The 20,399-nt window shown below is 60.1% G+C and carries 15 protein-coding genes; 5 read left to right on the forward strand and 10 right to left on the reverse strand.

What is annotated here, in order from left to right; translation table 11 throughout:
* Positions 1-68: 68 nt before the first annotated feature.
* From HTIA_RS13670 to HTIA_RS13690, 5 genes are all read right to left on the reverse strand, one after another.
* Positions 69-731 carry an O-methyltransferase gene (locus tag HTIA_RS13670; RefSeq protein ID WP_008525353.1) on the reverse strand — a complete coding sequence of 221 codons (663 nt, stop codon included), beginning with the start codon at positions 729-731 and terminating at the stop codon, positions 69-71.
* A 68-nt stretch (positions 732-799) separates the two neighbouring features.
* On the reverse strand, positions 800-1,744 hold the full coding sequence (locus HTIA_RS13675; protein WP_008525352.1) for a mechanosensitive ion channel family protein: 945 nt from the start codon (positions 1,742-1,744) through the stop codon (positions 800-802).
* Positions 1,745-1,820: 76 nt separating this feature from the next.
* The gene (locus HTIA_RS13680) at positions 1,821-2,402 is read right to left on the reverse strand and encodes a thioredoxin family protein (protein ID WP_008525351.1); all 582 of its coding nucleotides are present in this window, start codon (positions 2,400-2,402) and stop codon (positions 1,821-1,823) included.
* Positions 2,403-2,547: 145 nt separating this feature from the next.
* The gene (locus HTIA_RS13685) at positions 2,548-3,813 is read right to left on the reverse strand and encodes an MFS transporter (RefSeq protein WP_044950824.1); all 1,266 of its coding nucleotides are present in this window, start codon (positions 3,811-3,813) and stop codon (positions 2,548-2,550) included.
* A gap of 81 nt (positions 3,814-3,894) precedes the next feature.
* Complete coding sequence (locus HTIA_RS13690) at positions 3,895-4,209, reverse strand: hypothetical protein (RefSeq protein WP_008525349.1); 315 nt, start codon at positions 4,207-4,209, stop codon at positions 3,895-3,897.
* Between the two features lie 108 nt (positions 4,210-4,317).
* Between HTIA_RS13690 and HTIA_RS13695 the strand changes: the two genes are divergently transcribed.
* From HTIA_RS13695 to HTIA_RS13710, 4 genes are all read left to right on the forward strand, one after another.
* Positions 4,318-4,806 (forward strand): Lrp/AsnC family transcriptional regulator, encoded by a 489-nt coding sequence (locus tag HTIA_RS13695; protein ID WP_008525348.1) that lies wholly within the window; start codon positions 4,318-4,320, stop codon positions 4,804-4,806.
* Positions 4,803-5,948, forward strand: coding sequence for a pyridoxal phosphate-dependent aminotransferase (locus HTIA_RS13700; protein ID WP_008525347.1), 1,146 nt, complete (start codon positions 4,803-4,805; stop codon positions 5,946-5,948). Before HTIA_RS13695 ends, HTIA_RS13700 begins: the two co-directional genes overlap by 4 nt.
* Positions 5,949-6,043: 95 nt before the next feature.
* The gene (locus tag HTIA_RS13705) at positions 6,044-8,578 is read left to right on the forward strand and encodes a type II/IV secretion system ATPase subunit (RefSeq protein ID WP_008525345.1); all 2,535 of its coding nucleotides are present in this window, start codon (positions 6,044-6,046) and stop codon (positions 8,576-8,578) included.
* Positions 8,575-10,614 carry a type II secretion system F family protein gene (locus HTIA_RS13710; RefSeq protein WP_008525343.1) on the forward strand — a complete coding sequence of 680 codons (2,040 nt, stop codon included), beginning with the start codon at positions 8,575-8,577 and terminating at the stop codon, positions 10,612-10,614. Before HTIA_RS13705 ends, HTIA_RS13710 begins: the two co-directional genes overlap by 4 nt.
* A gap of 25 nt (positions 10,615-10,639) precedes the next feature.
* Here HTIA_RS13710 and HTIA_RS13715 read toward each other — a convergent pair whose 3' ends face one another.
* The 5 genes from HTIA_RS13715 to HTIA_RS17225 all read right to left on the reverse strand — a co-directional run bounded on the left by HTIA_RS13715 (position 10,640) and on the right by HTIA_RS17225 (position 14,312).
* Positions 10,640-11,506, reverse strand: a complete 867-nt coding sequence (locus HTIA_RS13715; RefSeq protein WP_008525341.1) for a DUF7289 family protein — start codon at positions 11,504-11,506, stop codon at positions 10,640-10,642.
* The gene (locus HTIA_RS15510; protein WP_020936477.1) at positions 11,506-11,934 is read right to left on the reverse strand and encodes a DUF7266 family protein; all 429 of its coding nucleotides are present in this window, start codon (positions 11,932-11,934) and stop codon (positions 11,506-11,508) included. The genes HTIA_RS13715 and HTIA_RS15510 overlap by 1 nt, the downstream gene beginning before the upstream one ends.
* Before the next feature lie 65 nt (positions 11,935-11,999).
* On the reverse strand, positions 12,000-12,896 hold the full coding sequence (locus HTIA_RS13725; RefSeq protein WP_021029669.1) for a DUF7261 family protein: 897 nt from the start codon (positions 12,894-12,896) through the stop codon (positions 12,000-12,002).
* The gene (locus HTIA_RS13730) at positions 12,890-13,462 is read right to left on the reverse strand and encodes a DUF7288 family protein (RefSeq protein WP_021029668.1); all 573 of its coding nucleotides are present in this window, start codon (positions 13,460-13,462) and stop codon (positions 12,890-12,892) included. Before HTIA_RS13730 ends, HTIA_RS13725 begins: the two co-directional genes overlap by 7 nt.
* A gap of 1 nt (position 13,463) precedes the next feature.
* Positions 13,464-14,312: a DUF7287 family protein gene (locus HTIA_RS17225; RefSeq protein ID WP_242401903.1), complete on the reverse strand. Its 849-nt coding sequence runs from the start codon at positions 14,310-14,312 to the stop codon at positions 13,464-13,466.
* 100 nt (positions 14,313-14,412) lie between these two features.
* On the opposite strand from HTIA_RS17225, the gene HTIA_RS13740 reads away from it, so the two are divergent.
* On the forward strand, positions 14,413-20,037 hold the full coding sequence (locus HTIA_RS13740; RefSeq protein WP_008525334.1) for a CARDB domain-containing protein: 5,625 nt from the start codon (positions 14,413-14,415) through the stop codon (positions 20,035-20,037).
* Positions 20,038-20,399 lie beyond the last annotated feature (362 nt).

A 20,399-nucleotide genomic window follows, 5' to 3' on the forward strand; every position in this document is an offset into this window, starting at 1 on the left:
CCATATAAGTCATTGACCTGCAGTTTTCAACGCCGAGAATCGGCCCGCGGCCGGAACGCGGGTGCCGATCAGTCGGTCCGGACCGCGACGACGACGCCCTCACCGACCGGCAACAGCGAGGCCACGAAGCGCGGATCGCCGTGGATCGCCCTGACGAACGCCGCGATTCCTTCCGTCGACGCGCCGGCCGTCTCGGCCTCGCCCGTGAGCAGTTCCCTCACCCGATCGGCGTCGATCCCGCCGCCGGCGATCGCGTTGTCGGCGACGACGATCCCACCGGGGGCGACCTTCTCGCGAACGGCCTCGAAGGCCTCTCGATAGCGCGTTTTCTCGTTGTCGATCAGGACCACGTCGAAGGGGCCGTCGTAGTCGTCGACGATCTCGATGGCGTCGCCGTGTTCGTACTGGAACGTCGCGTCGAACTCGCTGCGTTCGAGGTACTCCCGCGCGAGGTCGAGTTCGTCCTCGTCGATCTCCGTGAGGACGATCTCGCCGTCCGTGGCGAGTCCGCGCGCGAACCAGTACGCCGAGTAGCCATACCCCGATCCGAACTCGAAGACGGACTCGGCATCGACCATGCGCGCGAGTACTTCGAGCCAGCCGCCGACTGCGGGGCCGACCGTCGGGAACCCTTCGCGTTCGGCGTATGCGTCCATCTCCTCGATAACGTCGTCGGGTTCCGGGCCGACGACTGTCGCGTACTGTTCAATCCATGCAGGGACGGTTGGCATACCCTCACTGGGTTCGCTCCGGTCAAAACGGCGTCGGTCGTTCGGCCCGTGTCGCCACCGCGATCGGCTCACCGACTCCGACTGACCGGAAAGCCCACGCGATCTGGATTGTCGTTGAACCGTCGAAGAATCGCCTCGTACATCGCGTTTCGAGCGCGGGTCCCCCGCCGGGGATGGACGAGATACCGGAGGCGCAACTCGACCCAGGACTCCGCCTGGCGGACGTTGACCGTCGGCTCCTCGACCACGTCGAGTTCGACGGGCGTTTCCGCGAGGCGATCGCGGTACTTCGCGATCTCTCGGGCCATCTCTTCGCCGAGGTGATCGTCTGCGACGTCGATCATCACGTCCGTCGCGAAGTCCAGATCGGTCTCGTAGGCGACCTGGACGGATAGCTCGTTCCAGACGTACGGGACGCCCTCGCCGTAGAAGTTGACGACGTGACTCGAGAGGACGCCGCTGTTCGGGACGGTGATGATCCGGCCCGAGGGCTGGTTCGTCGAGACGAGCTCACCGTCGATCTCCCAGACCTCCGTGACGAAGAAGCCGATCGAGACGACGTCCCCGCGCGTGTCCTCGATGGCGATCCGATCGCCGACCTGGTAGGGGCGGTTGACGAGGATGTAGAACCAGCCGATCAGCGAGAACAGGGGCTGCTGGAGGGCGAAAGTGATCGCAAAGCCGACGACGCCCAGCGAGACGAGCATCCCGACCCACTGGTCGGTGAGGGCCCCCAGCGTCGCGACGGTCGCGACGATCCCGAACGCGAGTCGAAGGACATTCCGGGCGTCGTGGCGGCGGCGCTTGTCTACCGCGTGGGACGCGAGGTATGCCAGGACGAGCCAGTAACTCCCGAAAGCCGCCGAAAGGATCGCAAGGACAGTCAGTCCCTCGACGAGCAATGCCTCGCCGTCAGGGCCGAACCACGGCACGCCGGCCCGACCGACGGCAAGGGCCGAAAGGGCGCTTGCGACGGCAAGAACGACGAGCGCGGAGGAAAGTCGTCGCGCCATACACCGCGATCGCGGGGCAGCGGGAAAACGGTTGTCCCGCGAGTTTGACTGTCCGACAGTCTGGAATCGGTGACGCTCACTCGGGCCGGACGCCGCCGTCCTTCCACTTGATGTTGCAGCCACGCGACGGCCGGAACTCGTCGGTAAGTTCCCGGCCGGCGAGCAGATCCTCGACGACCTCGCGCATCTCGAACGTTTCAGGTTCTTCGTCGGGGCTCATCGCGTCGTCGATCCGGCCGTGATAGGCCAGGCGGAACTCGCCGCCGTCGTTCTCGAGCAGGAAGGGATCGGGCGTACAGACAGCGCCGTACGCGCGGGCGACGTCCTGGGACTCGTCGCGGAGGTAGGCGTCGTAGGCGATGGTGCCGTCCTCGACGAGTTCGACCATCCGCTCGAAGGAGTCGTCGGGGTACTCCTCGCTATCGTTCGAGTTGATGCCGACGACCGCGAGGTCGTCGTATTCGGCGGCGAGTTCGTTCAGCGGGTCGAACTTCGCTTTGGCGTACGGGCAGTGATTGCAGGTGAACACGACGAGGACAGCCTCGTGGTCGGCAAAGTCCGCGAGCGCGTGGGTCTCGCCGTCGGTTCCGGGGAGTTCGAAAGCCGGCGCGACCTCGCCGCGTTCGATGGCCTCGGGTTCGGAGTCGAGTGCAGTCATGGTTCGAGCGGGGATACACCGTCTCGACACAAAAACGTGGAGACACCGGCGATATCGCCTCGAAGGACTGTCGCCGACCAGCCCCGGGAGGCCGACTGACGTCACTCGGCTGGTTGACTGACGTCACTTGGCCGGTTGACTGACGTCACTTGGCCGGTTGCGTCGAGCCGTCCAGGGACTGTTCGCCCACGGAGACGACGACCAGCGTCATCGCGACCGCGAGGACGCCGACGCCGGCGATGATGCCGAAGACGGTCTCGATCGAAGTCCAACCGAGAACGACGCCGAAGGCGGGCGGCGCGACTGCACCGCCCCCGGAGATGCCGATAGTGAGCAGGCCGAAGTTCTTGCCCACGTCGCCCTCCGCCGAGAGCGCGTCGGCGAGTTTTGCGCGTGCCGGTCGACTTCCATCGACGGTCGCGCTCAGGACGAGCACCACCCCGAGCGCAGCGACCGTCGGGAGCGCGCCCCAGGCGAGGAGACCCGCCACACCGATCAGCGCGACATAGCCGACGAGCAGGACCGCTCCGGCCGAAACCCGGTCGGACAGCCACCCGCCGAGGAAGATCAACAGGGCCCCGGTCGTCAGCATCGCCGCGACCACGAGGTTCGCCGTCCCGTCGGCCACGCCGTAGGTGCCCGAGAGCAGCGGCGCGGTGTAGGCTTTGATCCCCCAGGCGGCGACCGACGTCAGGAACCACAGGATTCCGAGGAGGACGAACGCGGGCGAGGACAGCACGGACTGGAACCAGCGGGCCGCGCGAGAGGGTACTGCGGCAACGTCGAGGCCGTCTTCGGGGCGCTGGTCGGGATCGGGGTGAGTGACGTCGGTACTGACCGCGCGGCGGAAGGTCATCAGGCAGACCACGCCGTAGATCCCCCCGACGGCGGCGATCGCACCGATGGCGACGCGCCAGTCGAACCCGAGCGCGCTCGCCCCGCCGACGATCGCCGGCGGCGCGGCGAACCCGAGAACACCGGTGAACCCGTGGACGCTGTAGGCTCGCCCGCGCGTCGACGGGTCGGTGGCCGCCGCGAGCAACGGGTAGTGTGCGGGGTGGTGGCCGGCGATGCCGAGTCCCGTCACGGCCGCGGCGACGAGCAACCACGGGTAGGAAGTCGCCGTCGCCGTCAGCGCGGCCCCGAGTGCGCCCATCGACAGTGAGAGTCCGAGGACGGCCGTCCGACTGTAGGCGTCGGCGACGTACCCCAGTGGCAACTGCAGCGCCGTCACCACCACGCCGACCAGCCCCAGCGCCGCGCCGGCCTGTGGATCGCTGACGCCCAGATCGGCCTTCAACGCCCCGAATATCGGCGGCAACAGCATGAAGTACATGTGGTTGACGACGTGAGAGCCGCCGACGAGACTCACGACGAGCGAGGATTCATTTGTGGACGCAGCCGAAGACACGTTCCGAGGGGACGGACTCGCGTGGCTTAGCTATCACGGAACGCGGTCGATCGTGAGGCAGTTCGCTCCGCAGTGAGAAACTCAATCGGACGCCAGGCGTTCAGTCGCGATCTCCTCGAAGCGGGCCGCGGCCGCGAGGATGTCGCTGTCGTCGTTAACCGTATAGACGGGCTCGGATTCGGTGTCGACAGCTTCGAGCACACCAAGCCTGACGAGATCGGAGACGGTGTCCTCGAGGTAGAGTCGTTTCATCGGGACGTCGGCCGCCGTCGCGAGTTCCGAGCGCGTGACTGTCTCCTCGGGATCGAGTTCGAGCGTCGCGCCGATGAGCGACGCGGCGGCCTCCTTGCTGGCGACGAATTCCCAGCCGGAGGTGACGGAATCGATCTGCTGCATGGCTGGTGGATTACGCGGTCAACTCCTTAAACAAACGGTTGTTGCTGGGCGAGCCCCATCGCAGGAGAGGTAGCAAACCTTATTGGCGACCCTCGCGGGTCGGTGCATATGGACAGTCGCGACGAACTCCTGGAGTTGCTTCGAGAGAACGCCCGGTACTCGACGGCCGAACTCGCCCGATTGGCCGACATGGACGAAGACGCTGTCGAGGAGACGATCGCCGACCTCGAAGCCGCCGGGGCACTCCGGGGCTACCAGGCCGTCGTCGACTGGGGTGCGCTCGATCGGGAGCGCGTACGCGCGACGGTAGAACTCAACGTCACGCTCGATCGCGAGACCAGCTACAGCGACATCGCCGACCGGATCGTGAAGTACCCCGAAGTCACCACGCTGCGGCTGATGAGCGGCGACTACGACTTCCTCATGGAGGTGGAGGGCGACTCGATGAGCGAGGTGTCGTGGTTCATCAGCGAGAAGGTCGCGCCGATCCCCGAGATCACCCAGACCGTGACGCATTACGTGATGGACTCCTACAAGGAGAACGGCATCGAGTTCGGCGACGGCGACGACGACGATCGTCTCTCGATCTCGCCATGACCCTCGAGCCCTCCCAGCGTGCCGAGGCGGTGCCGCCCTCGGGGATCCGGCGGTTCTTCGAACTCGCCGAACAACAGGACGACATCATCTCCCTTGGCGTGGGCGAACCCGACTTCTCGGCCCCCTGGAGCGCGCGTGAATCCGCGATCGCCTCCCTAGAGCAGGGAAAGACCTCCTATACGGCCAATCGTGGCAAACTCGAACTCCGCGAGGCGATCGCCGAAACCGTCGATCGACGTTACGATCTCACCTACGATCCCGACGACGAGATCCTGGTCACGACCGGCGTCAGCGAGGCGCTGGATCTCGCGCTCAGAGCGATCGTCGATCCCGGCGACACCGTCGCGATCGCGAAGCCGGCGTACGTCTCCTACGAACCCGGCGTGATCTTCGCCGGCGGCGAACCGCTGTCAGTGCCGACCAGACGTGAAGACGAGTTCACGCTGACGCCTGCCGTCCTGGCCGAACACGGCGCGAGCGAGGCTGACGTCCTCGTCATGAACTACCCGAACAACCCCACGGGCGCGACGATGACCCGCGAGGAACTCGCCGGCGTGGCCGAGTTCGCCCGCGAGCACGACCTCGCGGTCCTGAGCGACGAGGTCTACTCGGAGCTGAGTTACGAGCACGACCACACCTCGATCGCGACGCTGCCGGGCATGCGCGAGCGGACGATCGTCTTCAACGGGTTCTCGAAAGCCTACGCGATGACTGGCCTTCGACTCGGGTACGCACTCGGACCGCCGGACGTGATCCGGGCGATGAACCGCATCCACCAGTACACGATGCTTTCGGCACCCACGACGGCCCAGTACGCGGCTATCGAGGCCCTTCGTCGGTGTGACGACGACGTCACCGAGATGCGAAATCAGTACAACCGGCGACGCCGGTTCGTCCTTTCGCGCTTCGAGGAGATGGGCGTCGACTGTTTTCCGGCCAGCGGCGCGTTCTACGCCTTCCCGGAGTCACCGTGGGACGACAGCGAGGCGTTTGCCGAAGCGTTACTGGAGGCAGAGGGCGTCGCGATCGTGCCGGGGACGGCCTTCGGCGAGGCAGGCGCGAATCACCTCCGGGTCTCCTACGCGACGGGGCTGGGTGACCTCAAGGAGGCCCTGGCACGCTTTGAGTCGTTCGTCTCTTGATTCTCTAGTTTCGGTTCTTCGGTGTCGCTGTCTGACGCTGATGTGACACGCGTCTTACGTAAACTTTTTTCGTCCGAGTGAGAGAACTAAGGGCAATGGCAATTGATGATGAAAGTGGTGGGGGCGACACGATTCGGTCGCGGGCCACCTCGCTGTTCGGGGACAGCGACGACGAACAAACCAACGAGGGCGGTGACGAAGCCGCCTACGACTGGGTCGATTTTCGGCGTGAGTTCCACGACGGGGGAGCCTTCGACCGGAGCGAGTACCTCGGGTTCGATCCGCATCGAACAGCCGCGATCCTCCAGGAACACGCGAGTGACGCAAAGACGCTGAACACACACTGGCAGGACTTCGTCGATCCCGAGACCACGCCGGTCGTCAGGGGAACGTATCTTTGGGAACACTTCAAACAGGAATACTACTACGAACCGGACGGGTCAGTCCCGCGTGACGACGAGGGGGAGCAGATCGATTTCGAGAAGCGCGACCATCTCGGGTTCGAACCCGACGAAATCGAGGGTCGATTGAGTCACGGTCAGAACCTGGCGGACGAACTCGCGGATTTCGTCGACGAACGGACGGTCGACGTCAACGAGGACCTCGACGAGGACGCGTTCTTCTCGACGGTCGAGGGCCACACGACGGTGGTCAACCGCTACGACCTCGAGCGGGCCGTCCCGATGGAGAAAAAGCTCCATTTCGAGGAAGTCGAGCGCTACTGGGTCAACAAACCCTACGCCTGCGTCATCCTCTTTCACTCGAAAAAGGAGAACGAGCGAAAGTACTACGTCATCGAACCAGCGCTCAACGACATCGAGCGCGAGTTGAAGGACTTCCTTGGGAACAAGCTCAAGACGGCCATCAAGTACGCGGAAGAGGGGGTCAGCGTCGAGGACGGTGAGGTCGATCGGGCCGGCGTCATCGAACGTGAGGCCCAGGACCTCCTCGCGCGCTACGACATCTACGAGGAGCCGATCCAAACGGATGCTGGCATGGGTTCGACCGAGTGGCTCAAGGGGCTGGTGGGGATGGACACCGAGACCGACGCGATCGAACCGGTCGCGGAGTCGAATGGTCTCGACGGGATCTCGGCGCGACCGGAACCGGCGATCCTCGCGGACGATCCCGACACGCTCAACGAATACCAGGTCGAGAAGCTGCTTTACTTTCTCAAGCGTGATTACATCGGCTACAGCAAGATCGACCCGATCAAACACGACATCAACGTCGAGGACATCTCGTGTGACGGGTACAACTCCCGGGTGTTCGCCTATCACACCGACTACGAGCAGACCATCACCAACGTCGAGCACGGCGAGAGCGACCTCGACGACTTCGTGGTGAAACTCGCCCAGCGTTCCGGGAAGGGTATCTCAAAGCGCCAACCGCAGGTCGACGCGACCCTGCCCGACGGCTCGCGTGCCCAGCTCACTCTGGGGCGGGAGGTCTCCGATCACGGGACCAACTACACGATCCGGCAGTTCAAGGACGTCCCGTTCACGCCGGTGGACCTCATCAACTGGAACACATTCAGCTTAGACGAGATGGCGTTCCTCTGGCTCGCGATCGAGAACAACAAGTCGATGATCTTCGCGGGCGGGACGGCGTCGGGGAAGACGACCTCGCTGAACGCGATTTCGCTTTTCATCCCCAGCAACGCGAAGATCGTCTCTATCGAAGACACCCGCGAGGTCGAACTCCCACAGCGCAACTGGGTCGCCAGCGTGACCCGTCCGTCCTTCGGGGAGGACCAGACCGGCGACATCGACGAGTTCGACTTGCTCGAAGCGGCACTCCGTCAGCGTCCGGATTACATCGTCATGGGCGAGGTCCGTGGTGAAGAGGGGCGTGACCTCTTTCAGGTCATGTCGACCGGTCACACCGGGTACTCGACGTTCCACGCCGACACCGTCGGGGAGGTCATCAAACGGTTCACGACCGATCCAATCAACGTTTCGAAGACCCTCTTCACCGCGCTGGATCTCGTGTCGATCCAGACCCAGACCCGGGTACAGGGTCGGAAAGTCCGCCGGAACAAGACCCTGACCGAGATCAACGAGTACTCTCCGGAGAACGACGAGATCAACGTCAGGGACGTCTACCAGTGGCAGGCTGAATCCGACGAGTTCCTCCAGATGGGCTCTTCGAGCACCCTAGAGGAGATCAAGTTCGACCGCGGGTGGGATCAGGACACCCTCGACGAGGAGCTGTTCATGCGGAAAGTGGTCCTCGCGTACCTCATCGAGCAGGGACTGAACACCTACACCGAGGTGGCAGCGACGCTGCAGGCGTTCATCAACGATCCGAAGACGATCATGACGCTGATCGCCAACGACCAACTCGCACATAGCCTCGAGGATCTCCGGGAGATGGAGTCCGTCCAGATCGAGGTCGACCCGGAAAAGGAGGAGATGGTGCCCCGACCGGACCCGCCAGACGAGTTACTGACAGAGGCCGAGGACGTCCTCGAGAACGCGACGCCGCTGTTCGACCGGTACAAAGACCAGGCCCGGAGTGACATCGTGAGCGCGCTGGCCGACGACGGGGTCGATGAAGGGGACGATGAGACCGTCGACTTCGGTCGGTTCGTGCCGAAAGCCGGCTCCGACGGGGTCGAAGAGGCATGAGCTTACAGACGCGTCAGGCAGGGTCGCCGATCGGTGAGGCCGGGGGTCTCGGCGATACGTTTTACCCGTTTTTTCGCCGACTGTTCGACGAGGACGGCGACTTCGTCGCCAACGTCGAGACGAAACTGGCGGAAGCCCGCATGGCCGACAACGTCGAGATGTTCCTCTCGCGGGCGCTTGCCGTCGGTACGATCGCCGGCACGTCGCTGTGGCTGGTCGGCATGTTGCTCGGCTATCTGCTGGTGGCGACGCTGTTCGCCGATCAGATGCCGTCGTTTCTCGGGCTTGGCCTCCCCAGGAGCGTGCTCCCCATCATTCAGGCGCTAAAGCTCCCGTTCCTGATGGTCGTTTCGGGGCTGTTGTTCGGAACGATCGGGTTCGCTGTCGGGTTCGGGTCGCTGGTCTCGATCCCGTACTTCCGGGCGAGTGCTCGCGAACGCGAGATCAACGTGATGCTTTCGGACGCCGTCTCCTTTATGTACGCGCTGTCGGTCGGTGGGCTCAATCAACTCGACATCCTCGAAGCGATCGCGGAAGCCGACGACACGTACGGTGAGGTCGCAAAGGAGTTCCAGAGCATCGTTCTGGAGACGACGTACTTCGATACGGACTACCGGACGGCGATCAGAAATCAGGCGATTCAGACACCGAGCGACGAGTTGAGTCAGTTCCTGACGGACATGCTCTCGATCGTCGACTCCGGCGGGGACATGACGTCGTTCCTCGAGGACCAGAAGAACAAGTACATGCGCACGAGCAAGCAGACCCAGGAGCGCATGCTCGAGACCCTCGAGTTGTTCGGGGAGATGTACATGACGCTATCGCTGTTCCCGCTGCTGCTCATCATCATCCTCGTCGTGATGAGTATGATGGGCAACGCGAGTACCCAACTCATGTATATTACCGTCTATGGGTTGATCCCGATGATCAACGTCGCCTTCCTCGTGTTGGTTTCGACGGTCACTTCAGACGAGAGCAGCGACGGCTTCCTGCTCCCGGACGATCCCAAAAAGCGCGCCCAGATCGAGGGCGAGACGGACCTCTTCAGCCTCGGTCTGATCGAGCAGTATACGGATGGGTACAACATTTTCGATCGAATCAACGACCGCGAGGGGACTCATCAGGTACTAGAGATCCTGAAAGCGCCCCACATTTTCCTTCGGGACAACCCGCCGTACGTGCTCGCGGTGACAATCCCCATCACGCTGGTGGCGTTGATGGTTGCCGTGGTGGTGGGATGGGCACCGACGTCTCTTGGGGGGATGCAATCCGATCCGCTTCAGGGGACGTTCTTCTGGCTGTACATGCCGGCCTACATCAACTTCATTCCGTTGTCGATCTTCCACGAGTGGAACGTCCGCTACCGCCGCTCGATCATCGGCAAACTCTCGGAGAACCTCCGGAAACTCTCGAGTGCCAACGAGACGGGGATGACGCTGCTCGAATCGCTTGACATCGTCGCCCAGACGTCCTCGGGACGCCTCGCAGACGAGTTTTCGGTCATGCACCGGAAGGTCAACTACGGGACGAACCTCAAACAGGCCCTCCGGGAGTTCAACAACAAGTATCATGTCCCACGTCTCAGCCGAATCGTCAAGCTCATCAGTGAGGCGCAGGAGGCCTCCAACCAGATCCAGGACGTCCTCTCGACGGCCGCCCAGGCCAGCGAGAACCAGGACGACATCGAACGCGATCGGAAGTCACGGACGCGGATGCAAGTCGTCATCATCATCATGACGTTCATGACGCTTTTGGGCGTCATCGCCATGCTCAAAGTGCAGTTCTTCGAGACGATGGCCGGCCTCTCGAGTCAGGCCTCGGGTTCCAGCGGGGCGATGGGCGGCCAGAGCTTCGGGTCGAACATGCCAGGCAACGACATGCTGTCGATGCTGTTCTTCCATGCCGTCTCGTTGCAGGCCATCTTCTCGGCCGTCATCGCCGGATACATCAGGAACGTTCGGATCATCTCCGGACTGAAGTACGCGGTCGCGTTGATGACCGTGTCTCTCGTGGTGTGGATTGCCGTCGGGGGATAGCCAGTTCCGAACCCTTCCGCGATGACTACTCCATCGGATAACTGAGTTCGATCGTGACGACCCGTATCAACACATCGTCGTTATTTTCGCAGACTCCTTTCGTGTCTCCGGTATTCCAACTCCAGCCGTCGGCATTCTCGAAGAATTGCTTCCACTGCTCGGGATGGGCCGTCTTCGAGACGTCGAGTTCGATATCGAGGTCGACACTGGGATCACGACGGTGGATCCGGTCCTGATCGACGAGTTCAGCCTCGAACGTGGCGTATTCGTTGTTCGGAGCGAACGGAACCGAATCAGGGACGTTTGACGGCTGGATCGCGTATTCATTGCTGAAGACACCCGTCTCGTAAATCGACTCGTCCGTTGTCAGGTTGACGAGTGACACGATTGTGGTCTCATCGGGCGAACATGTGATCGAGGGACTGTACCGCGGCGTGGCGTAGTCAGTCCGGAAGACGCCGCCACCTTCGTAGGCGATCTGTACTGTGCGGTCGGATCGCTCAAAGCGGGTTTCTAAGGCTCCAATCGAAACCTCGGCAGTATTGGCGGTTCCGCTGATGGCGCGTAGGTCCACCTGGGAACTTTCGATCGTGATGTTTGTCCGGTTGAAGAAGAGGTGTCCGTCGCCCGGAGAGATATCGAACTGCCGGTACGCGTCCCCACTTCGATGAATCTCATCCAGTGTTGAGGCGACAGCCTGTGTGCCACGATCGTTATTCTGGATGTGTTGGGTGCCGGCGAGGTCGACGAGTGACCCGACGGCGAACATAGAGACGAGCGAGACGCTGACGATGATGATCGAGAAGGTGAGCGTGAACGCGACGACGTCGGAGAGCGCCCGCTCATCGAGTGGTTTCCCCGCAACGACCGTGGTGGGGAGGTACTGCTTCATCAGGAGCACCCCCCAAGCGTGATCGATCCATCACAAAGCGAGATGGTGATCTCCGGGCCCGAATCCTGTGCCGGATCGATACCGGCCTTGGTTTCGAGTTCGCGAGTGATGGACTGATCGAGACGAGGGACACGCACCTCGAGAACCGCCGGATCACCATTCCCGCGAAGATCAACCTGGTAATTATACGATCCCATGATGCGGTCTGGATAGCTCAGCGTTACGTTGAGGCTGGCGGCCTCACCGTTCGCTGCGAGGCGATCGACCGTGTTGATGTGGGATAGTATGTCTCCGTTGATCTCCGAGACCTGATCGTGACTGATACGCTCCTCCTGACTGTCGAGCAGTGCGCCCGACGCATTGAGCAAGCCTATCAACAGCACACCCGTAATCGCGATGGTGAGCCCGTGTGTGATTGCGACCGACACACCACGGGTATCTCCAGTGAAGGACTCGGATCGTCGGTCGAACGACGGCCATCCTGACCAGTCCCTCATGATCCGCTCACCTCGAATAGCGTGAACTGCGTTTCGTACGTGACGCTTGGATCTGCCGTCCTGACGATGAACGTCGGATTGAGGTCCATGCCTGCATCGTCAACACACGGGACGGATCCAGATCCACATGTGGCCCCCTCGGCAGATATTTCGATGGTCGAACCCACGGACGTGGAGCTGTCGTGGAGCGTTACGTTGTTGAAGTCGCCGAAGTCGACGTTGGCATTGCCATAGAAATCGTCTACTGTCCTGATTTCACCGGTGCCATTGTGGAAATCCACCTGGACAAAGCTACTGGTGTTGAACGTGTGGATGTCACTGCCGTTAAATTCGACGCTGGTACTCGTCACGTTCAGGAACCGGCTCGTGTTCGTGTCTGTGTCGTTGAATTCGAGTGTGAGGTCGGTGGTTGCGTTCAGCGAAACCAGCGGTGCCTTCCCATCTGCATCTTCCAGGAGCGTTTCACTGCCGCTCAATGACATACTTCCACTCCCGCTGTAATACGTGAGCGCACCCTCCACGGCAGCACTGTGGTTATACGTGACGTTGACGACCATCGCCCGATCGGTGCTGGCGAGATCGTTGTACTCGGTTTCGATGCTTTTGACGACGCTTTTAAGATGGGTCTGATCGGCGTACGCGAGTCGATTATCGTTCGTTGTCATTTCGCTGGCATTCGCGGCAAGGAACGCGGTTCGGAGTTCGTCACGGAGCTCTGTCGCACTTCGATCGGTATCCGCAAGACCCGATGCGTCAGAACGAACGGTGACGTCAGGTGAGGTATGGACAGTGTTGAGCAGGACCACACTGGCGAGTACTGTCAGGGCGATCATGAGTGCGGCAATCACGACAAGTTGTCCTCGGTCGCCTCCGGGACCGCCCCTGGTTACCATACGATCACCCGGAGTTTGACCATGCCGTAGACCTCACTGTCCGTGTCGTGATCCTCGATATAGAACTCGTCGCTACTGGCGTTTTCGAGTGTCGTCCCTGTTGGCACACACGTCTCACCGCTTCGAACCTGATCCGTATCGTACATCACAACCTGTTCCGTCACTGTTCCTGTCGCGCGCTGCGGTGCCGACCGACTCATCAACGATTTGGTCCGGACAACTCCGCTGGCGTTGATGAACTCAAGCTCAATAGTGTACGTGCCACGATTCTCGAGTGTCTCGTCCAGCAACGCTCCGAATGCCGTGTCGGGTGGATCACCGGGGCTCAGCATCGCCGGTTCGCCATCGCTGTCGACGCAGGCTACCGTCGAGTGAATGCGGTCGTCTTCTCGGGCGATATGCATGACGTCGGCCGCTTGGGTTTCGATTTCCGCAAGATGTCCACCGGCGTTGCTCGCTGGTGTCACGTCGACGATCTGCATCCCCAAGATGAGGGCGATTCCGATAATGAGTACCCCGATAACCCCTTCGAGGGCGTAAGCTTGCCCCCTCGTAGTCCCCTTCATATTACCACACCCGGACGACTAGGTCACAGGCAGTTGTACAGTTGTCGAGATTCCCTGCCTGGGTTGTTCGGACGGTCCGGACACTGCTAGCGAGTGGTTTTCCGGACGGCTCGGACGGCCCCCCGCTCGCTTCGATCGTTCCGGATCTACGTAGCGTGAGGTTGACTTTGCGCAAGTCTGGGACGCCACTTCGGTCTTTAAGCTCTGCCAGGTACTTGGCCGTGAATGTTCCAGTACTCACGTTGAGGGTCCGCTCTCCAGTGGTCGTAGCATTCGTCTCGATGACCTCGGCCGCAAGCTGGTCGGCCATCTTGTCCTGATCGCTCGATACCGGATCGAAGAACGGATCGAACACCTGTGGAAACAGCCAGAAGACAGCCGTTATCGCGATCAGGAGGAGCGATATCCCGAGCAGATAGTCGTAGGTCGTTTGACCACGTACACTCATGTATTCCCTACCGTTGATTGATACTGCCGGCTGTAACAACCCGACGGAATTCCCCACCACGGGGCGACAGATCTGTTTGCGAACTCGCCACCGGTAGTACGAGGGCACACTCTCGGTCCGTTCGACGTTTTCATCCTCTCCGTGCCCCGCTGATTCGGTTGCTTCTTCAATTGTTGTACGTTCACGTGATCCATTCCCCTCGATGCGTGACGACGCCAGCATCTCGCTGGATCCGGATGGGCCCATCGACGTAGCCTTTCCATCTCGATATCCGGAATCCCCCTCGGAGTCCGTGTCACGTATATGCGTGTCAATACGGCGACTCCATACTTTAATCCTCCCATCGATCGTTGCTTCGTTCTCGTACTGCCGTTCTGCACTTGATACCCCAATACGGCTCATCACTGCCTTATTAAATCTCTCCACAGTTGTCTGAATAAAATACACATCTGGTTATATAGATAACGTTTATATCCTTACAAGGCGTACAATTTTAATCAATATGGGGAATCGGACAACAAGGGGACAGTACGACGAGATCTGTGCTGACGAGCGAAGTGTTTCGGAGATCCTCGGGACGATTCTGATATTTTCGTTCGTGATTTTCCTGGCGGTCGGTCTGATCGTGATCGGGTTACACGCTTTCGAGGGGGCGACAGCCCAGACCGAGGACCGTCTCGCACAGGACTCGATGCAGGAGATGGGAAATCGCTTGCATTCACTGACAGGCAGTCAGATCGATACCGCAACCGAGTTCGAATTTCCGACCGGGACTGGGGACGATATCAAAGCACTCGACGAGGGGACTGTAAATGTCAGTATTAAGACCGATCCAGATTATGTTGGACTCGTAGAAGCCAGCAACCAAAGCAATTACACAAGGATCGATCTCGGCACCATCGAGCACGAAGCGGCGGACGGCACCGTAACTGCCTATCAAGGGGGTGCACTGTTCGAAAAGCAGGGGGATCTCATCGAGATTGTCCAGGAACCGACGTTCGATTACAGGGGAGAGGTGGTCGATCTATCGTTCCGATCGGTAAATCTCTCTCAGATGTCGGATTCGGAGTCTATCACGGCAAAACGCCTGCTCGAGAAGTCCGCGAATCAGTCCGAACAGATTCGGGAGATGATGCGCCCGCACTGGAATCTGACAGGCTATAGCGACATCATGGCACCGGTCACGATCAAAGTCACGATCGAAAGTGAGTACGCCGATGCCTGGCAGATGTACGCCGAAAATCGGATGACTGAGACGCCTACTGTCAATCGGATTAGTTCGAACGAAGTCGAGATCGTCTTCGACAAGTTCGACGGCGGCTTCACGTTAACGAATCAGACGTTCGACGACGGCGTCTTCTATTCCGGAGAGGCAGCATTGACTGGGCTGGTCAACGTCTCGAACGCGACGATCGATGGTTTGGGCGGGAAAGTTAACGTGTCTTCTATCAAGGGATCCGGGGCAGGAAGCCCCGTTCCACAGTCACAGTATATGTTAGGAATCTACGATGACGGCTTCGACGAATGGCTAATCTACGATACGAGCGGATCTGGGCGATGGTTTAACCTCACCGGTAGTCCAGTCACTCCGAGTGCAACCAACGGTGCTGTCACCTCCCTCAATAACGATACCTACCCGATCGACCCGAAAGAAACCTTGACCTGCGTCGTGGAAAGGGACCCCTCTGGTGGCCCTGACCACGAACAGTTCGTCGACTACGTCGATGCGCCTAACGAAGGCTGTTTGGCAGATCCGCTGGCCAGAAACGTCCCGAAAAACGCCACCGTCAATCCACATTTCAACGTGTCCTTCGATGACGTCAGGTTGGCCGGGCCGAAGAATATCACCACTGACGACGTCGTCGCCGGACAGGACAAGATCGAGCTCGAATGGACAGTCGAAAACGACTACGTCAGCAACGGAACGACGCCCGTCGTTCTCCTCTTCAGTGAGGACGGTTCGAGTAACTGGATCCCACTCGATAAAACGGACGTCTATCTGGATGGGTATGGTGACAGTAAACCGGGTAGTTTCCAGGTCAACGCGACGGGGAGTAGCAATGTCACGTTCCAGGTGGTCACGCTGGATACGAACGACAAGTACGGCCCGGTCGACATCGTCAAACGACCGGAGCGCGGGAAATTCCAGATCGACAGCCTCTCTGTCCCCGATTCGGATCTCACCGCCGGCGATGATCTCCAGGCCGACGTCGAGATCACCAACACCGCGGCAATCAACGACACCCAGCTGGTCGAGTTACAGTTCGACGACAACAGTGGGAGTGGTCCGGCGCCAGTCGCCTGGAAGAAAGTGAGCATGAACGCCGGAACGACGAAGACGGTTTCGATCAACTGGACGACCACGAACGCTTTCAACACGTCCAGCGGCGAGGTGATCGCCGAGACGTATCACGACACTGCATCGGAGAGCCCCATCGAGATCGACAAGGGGATGGCCGCGAACGCGACGTTCGAGGTCGCCATCGACAATATCAACCCGAGTCCCATCTGGGACGGCGATTCGGTTACCGTCGACGCGACCGTCGAGAACGTCGGCAGCCAGGCGACCGAGCAGGACATCGCGTTGCTTGCGGACGGCAAGGTCGTGGACGCGGTACTCGACGAGAATCTCTCGAGTGGCGCGTCAACGACAATGTCCTTCCCGTGGGACAGTACCGGTCACGGTGGACAAACCGTTGACCTGACCGTGGCAAGCGCGGACGATACCGTGACTCAGCCCGTCACTGTTCAAACGCCAACGCCCACTGACTTCGACGTCAACATCGACGAGGTCCGTGTCGACGGTGTGCCTGGCGGTGCGGTGGATCCCGGAAACTCCACGGTGACCGTCGAGGCGACGGTCTCGAACAGCGGCGATAGCGACGCACCGACGGTCTGGCTCAACGGCTTCGAGGACAGGGTCGTCGCCGTTGACGACACTGTTCAGACGATCGGACTGCGATCTGGTGATCCGAGTAGCACCAGCGTGACGTTGCAGTGGAACGTCCCGGCGGACGTCAACACGTCAGATACGGAGATCGAGATCGCGGTCGACGGCGACAGTGAGACGCGAGAGCTCGATATCGAATCACGACTGGTGGTCGAGAATATTCAGACGTCGAAGAATACGGCCCAACAAGCTACGTTTACTAATATTTACGTTACTGATAATTCATACGATTGGAGTCAGCAACCAAGCTCTTTCTCGGTCGATTATAATGTAAACCCTGCAAGTGGGTTCGATCATGTATCATTTGTGTTTGACGGGGCATATAGTTATACGTCAAAGGATATTCAAAATTCGACCAGTACGACCGGAACTCTGTCTCATTCTCAATCTTACGGGTGGTGGCAGGACTATACGATCACTGGTCGGATCATCGATGACGGTAACGTGATCGAAAAAGAGACCTTCAACGTTCTAGCTGACGGGAACGATCGGAACGTCAATGTTTCGGGGGCCAATGTAGTCACCGAATCCGTCGACGTCCAAGCGTACCTCAAGAACATCGGTGACACGACAGCATCCGGACCCGTTGAACTAAAAGACCCCTCCGGCTCAGGTGAGGACACCGCCTACGTCAGTGGTCTTCCCGGCGGCCAGATGACGATGGTCGACATGACGTGGAACGATCCGACTCGAACGGGTTCGGTGACGGTCGCGACACCCGATGATCAGGCGTCCGAACGCGTGGTCATCAAGCGAGACGGACCTGATTGTTCAAACGTGATTTGGACGACAGATTCACAGGGTCGGTACGAAATCAGCAACGTCGACCAATTGCAGTGTATTCCACAGAACGGTCTCGATGAAGACTACAAACTCGTTGACGATATCGACGCGACTGGCACAAAATATTGGAACAACGGGAAGGGATTCGAGCCGATCGGCGATCAGTCTCGAGGTGGTGCCGAGTTCGAGGGCGACTTCGACGGTCAGGGACACAAAATAGAGAACCTCTACATCGACCGTCCGAACGAAAACTTCGTCGGTCTGTTCGCTGTCGTCCATGACTTCGATGCTGCGAGTTACGTCGGGAGCGGCTCAACGATCGAAAACCTCCGTTTAGAGGGTGTTGACATCCACGGGCAGCAGGTCACTGGGGGTGTTGCGGGCGCTACCGGTGGCATCATCGAAAACACCCGAGTCGAAGGTAGAGTCGAAGCCGAATATCAGGAAGTCGGTGGAATCGTGGGGTCCACCCACAATGCAGACCTGGACAACAGGTTAGTCGTTGATGGCGAAGTCATCGGTGGTATTCCGGCTGGTGCTGTCAACGGGGTTAGCCATCCCTGGAATGATCGAAATCTCGGAATCGGCGGTATAGTCGGATCGACTGGTTACAACACTGAAGTCTCGACCGTGTACTCCCTCGCGGACGTCAAAGGTGCGTTCAGCGTCGGCGGTATCGTTGGGTGGACCTCGGACTACGCTAGCGACAACCGGCAGATGTACTGGGCCGGTGACGACATTGTCGTAACTGCGACGCAGTCGGAGATCGACGGCTATCTTAATGACCTCGGCCGGACCTCGTACGGGACCGCTACTGGCGGAGCGATTTTCGGCCGGGGTGATGACAACCAGGACACGTTCCAAAATAGCGTCTACTACAATAATCAGCATCACCCGTATGGCCTGGGAGAGCACGTCATTGAAGATCAGATCGACATCAACGATCGGACGACTGACGAGATGATGGGTCTCGGCGTTACCGACCGGGGTAACATGTCAAATCTAGATTACAATGACGAGGGCGGACCCTGGGTCGCGATTCCGGGCGAGTACCCGCGTTTCCAGTGGGAACTCGAAGCCGAAGGTCGCGTCGGTGTCGACATCGACGAGAGCAGTCTCAATTCCGTCGAGGCTGGCGACCCCTTGGACGTTCCAGTAACGGTCACGAACAGCAACTACGAAGAGGTCACACAGACGATCCGGCTGTTCGCCGACGGAACTCCGGTCGACAGCACGGAGGTGACGGTTGACGCCCGGGATCTGGGAGACCCACCCGAAAGCAAGTACCTCTCCAGTGCGCTGACCTGGAATACGAAATCCGACGACGATGGCACGGTACAACTCGAAGTCCGCAGTGAGGACGCGATCGATACGGAAACGGTCACGATACAGACACCGACGACGGGTGACTACACCGTCGACAGTATCAGTACTACCGGTCCGACGACTGCCGGCGATGTGCTCACCGTCTACGCTGACATCAACTACACCGGATCGAGTCCCGCCCCCTCTGAACTCGTCACACTGCAGAATTTCGACGGAGGCGTGGTCGATAGCAAGAATATCTCTAACGACTGGACCAATTTGCCACTCGAATGGGACACCAGCGAGGGCTTGGTCTCGAGCGGGGCCATCACCGACGATATCACTGTCGGGACGAGTGACGATTTGGAGACGGAAGAGGTCACGATCCAGGCAGCGGGCGACGGTGACTTCCAGATTCAGAACCTCACCGCGAACGATCCGGTCACGGAAGGCGATGCGTTAAATATCACCGCCACTGTTGAGAATGTCGGCTCGAAAAACGGAACCCAGAATCTCCTGTTGCGGGACCACGGGGACAGTCCAGTCGACATCACGTCCGTGTCGCTGGATCCGGGCGATTCGACGACCGTCACGCTCACCTGGAACACGGCCGTCGGCGACAACGGTCAGGACGATGTCACCGTGACCACCATGGACGACACTGAGACGAAGAATGTGAAAATAGAAGAACAACCCGAGGAGCAACTCGATGTGGTTGTCAAAGAGGTACGTTACAACGGCTCGCAGATCTCCAATGGGACGACCGTCGAGGCGGGAGCAACCCTCGAAGCCGACGTCGCAGTCAGCAACGCAACCCAGCCAGTCACGAAGCCGGTGTGGCTCGAGTTCGCTGGTGAAACGGTCGCGTTCAACTCCGGCGTGACTGTCAATGCGAATTCGAGCCACACCGTGACCCTGACGTGGAACGTTCACGAAGCGATGAATGGTTCCGATTTGGTGGCGAAGACAGCCCACGATAGTGATCTCTTCGACCTGACGATCGAACCCGTCCGGACGTCGACGATGCCGTTGACGACACCCGGCGGGGAGCCGATAGACGTCGACCTCGATAAACTCGCAATCGGATAACCCGCTCATCTGGCACCTCCGCTGGCCCGACGGGCGTCAGGCGAGTCAAATCGACCAGTGTCCCCCAGAACTCACGTCCAGTCGGTCTCCGAGCGGGCGTCCGGAACCGCTCCCGGTACTCGTCGAGTCCGTGGTGTGGCGTCCGCTTCGGTCGCGTGCGCATCGTCGTACTATCCAGTCGCTCTCTTTCGAGCTTCCAAGCGGGTGTCCACTTTGTCGCACCCGCTTGGAAACACCAGCAGACGCCTCGCACTGCTCGGCGTCTCCTGATACTGCCGGCTGTAACAGACTGAAGGAATTCGCCACCCCGGTGTGGCGTATATCTTTACGAACTTACAGCCGGCAGTATGAGCCTCCGCGTT

Source organism: Halorhabdus tiamatea SARL4B (genome assembly GCF_000470655.1).
Classification (GTDB): domain Archaea; phylum Halobacteriota; class Halobacteria; order Halobacteriales; family Haloarculaceae; genus Halorhabdus; species Halorhabdus tiamatea.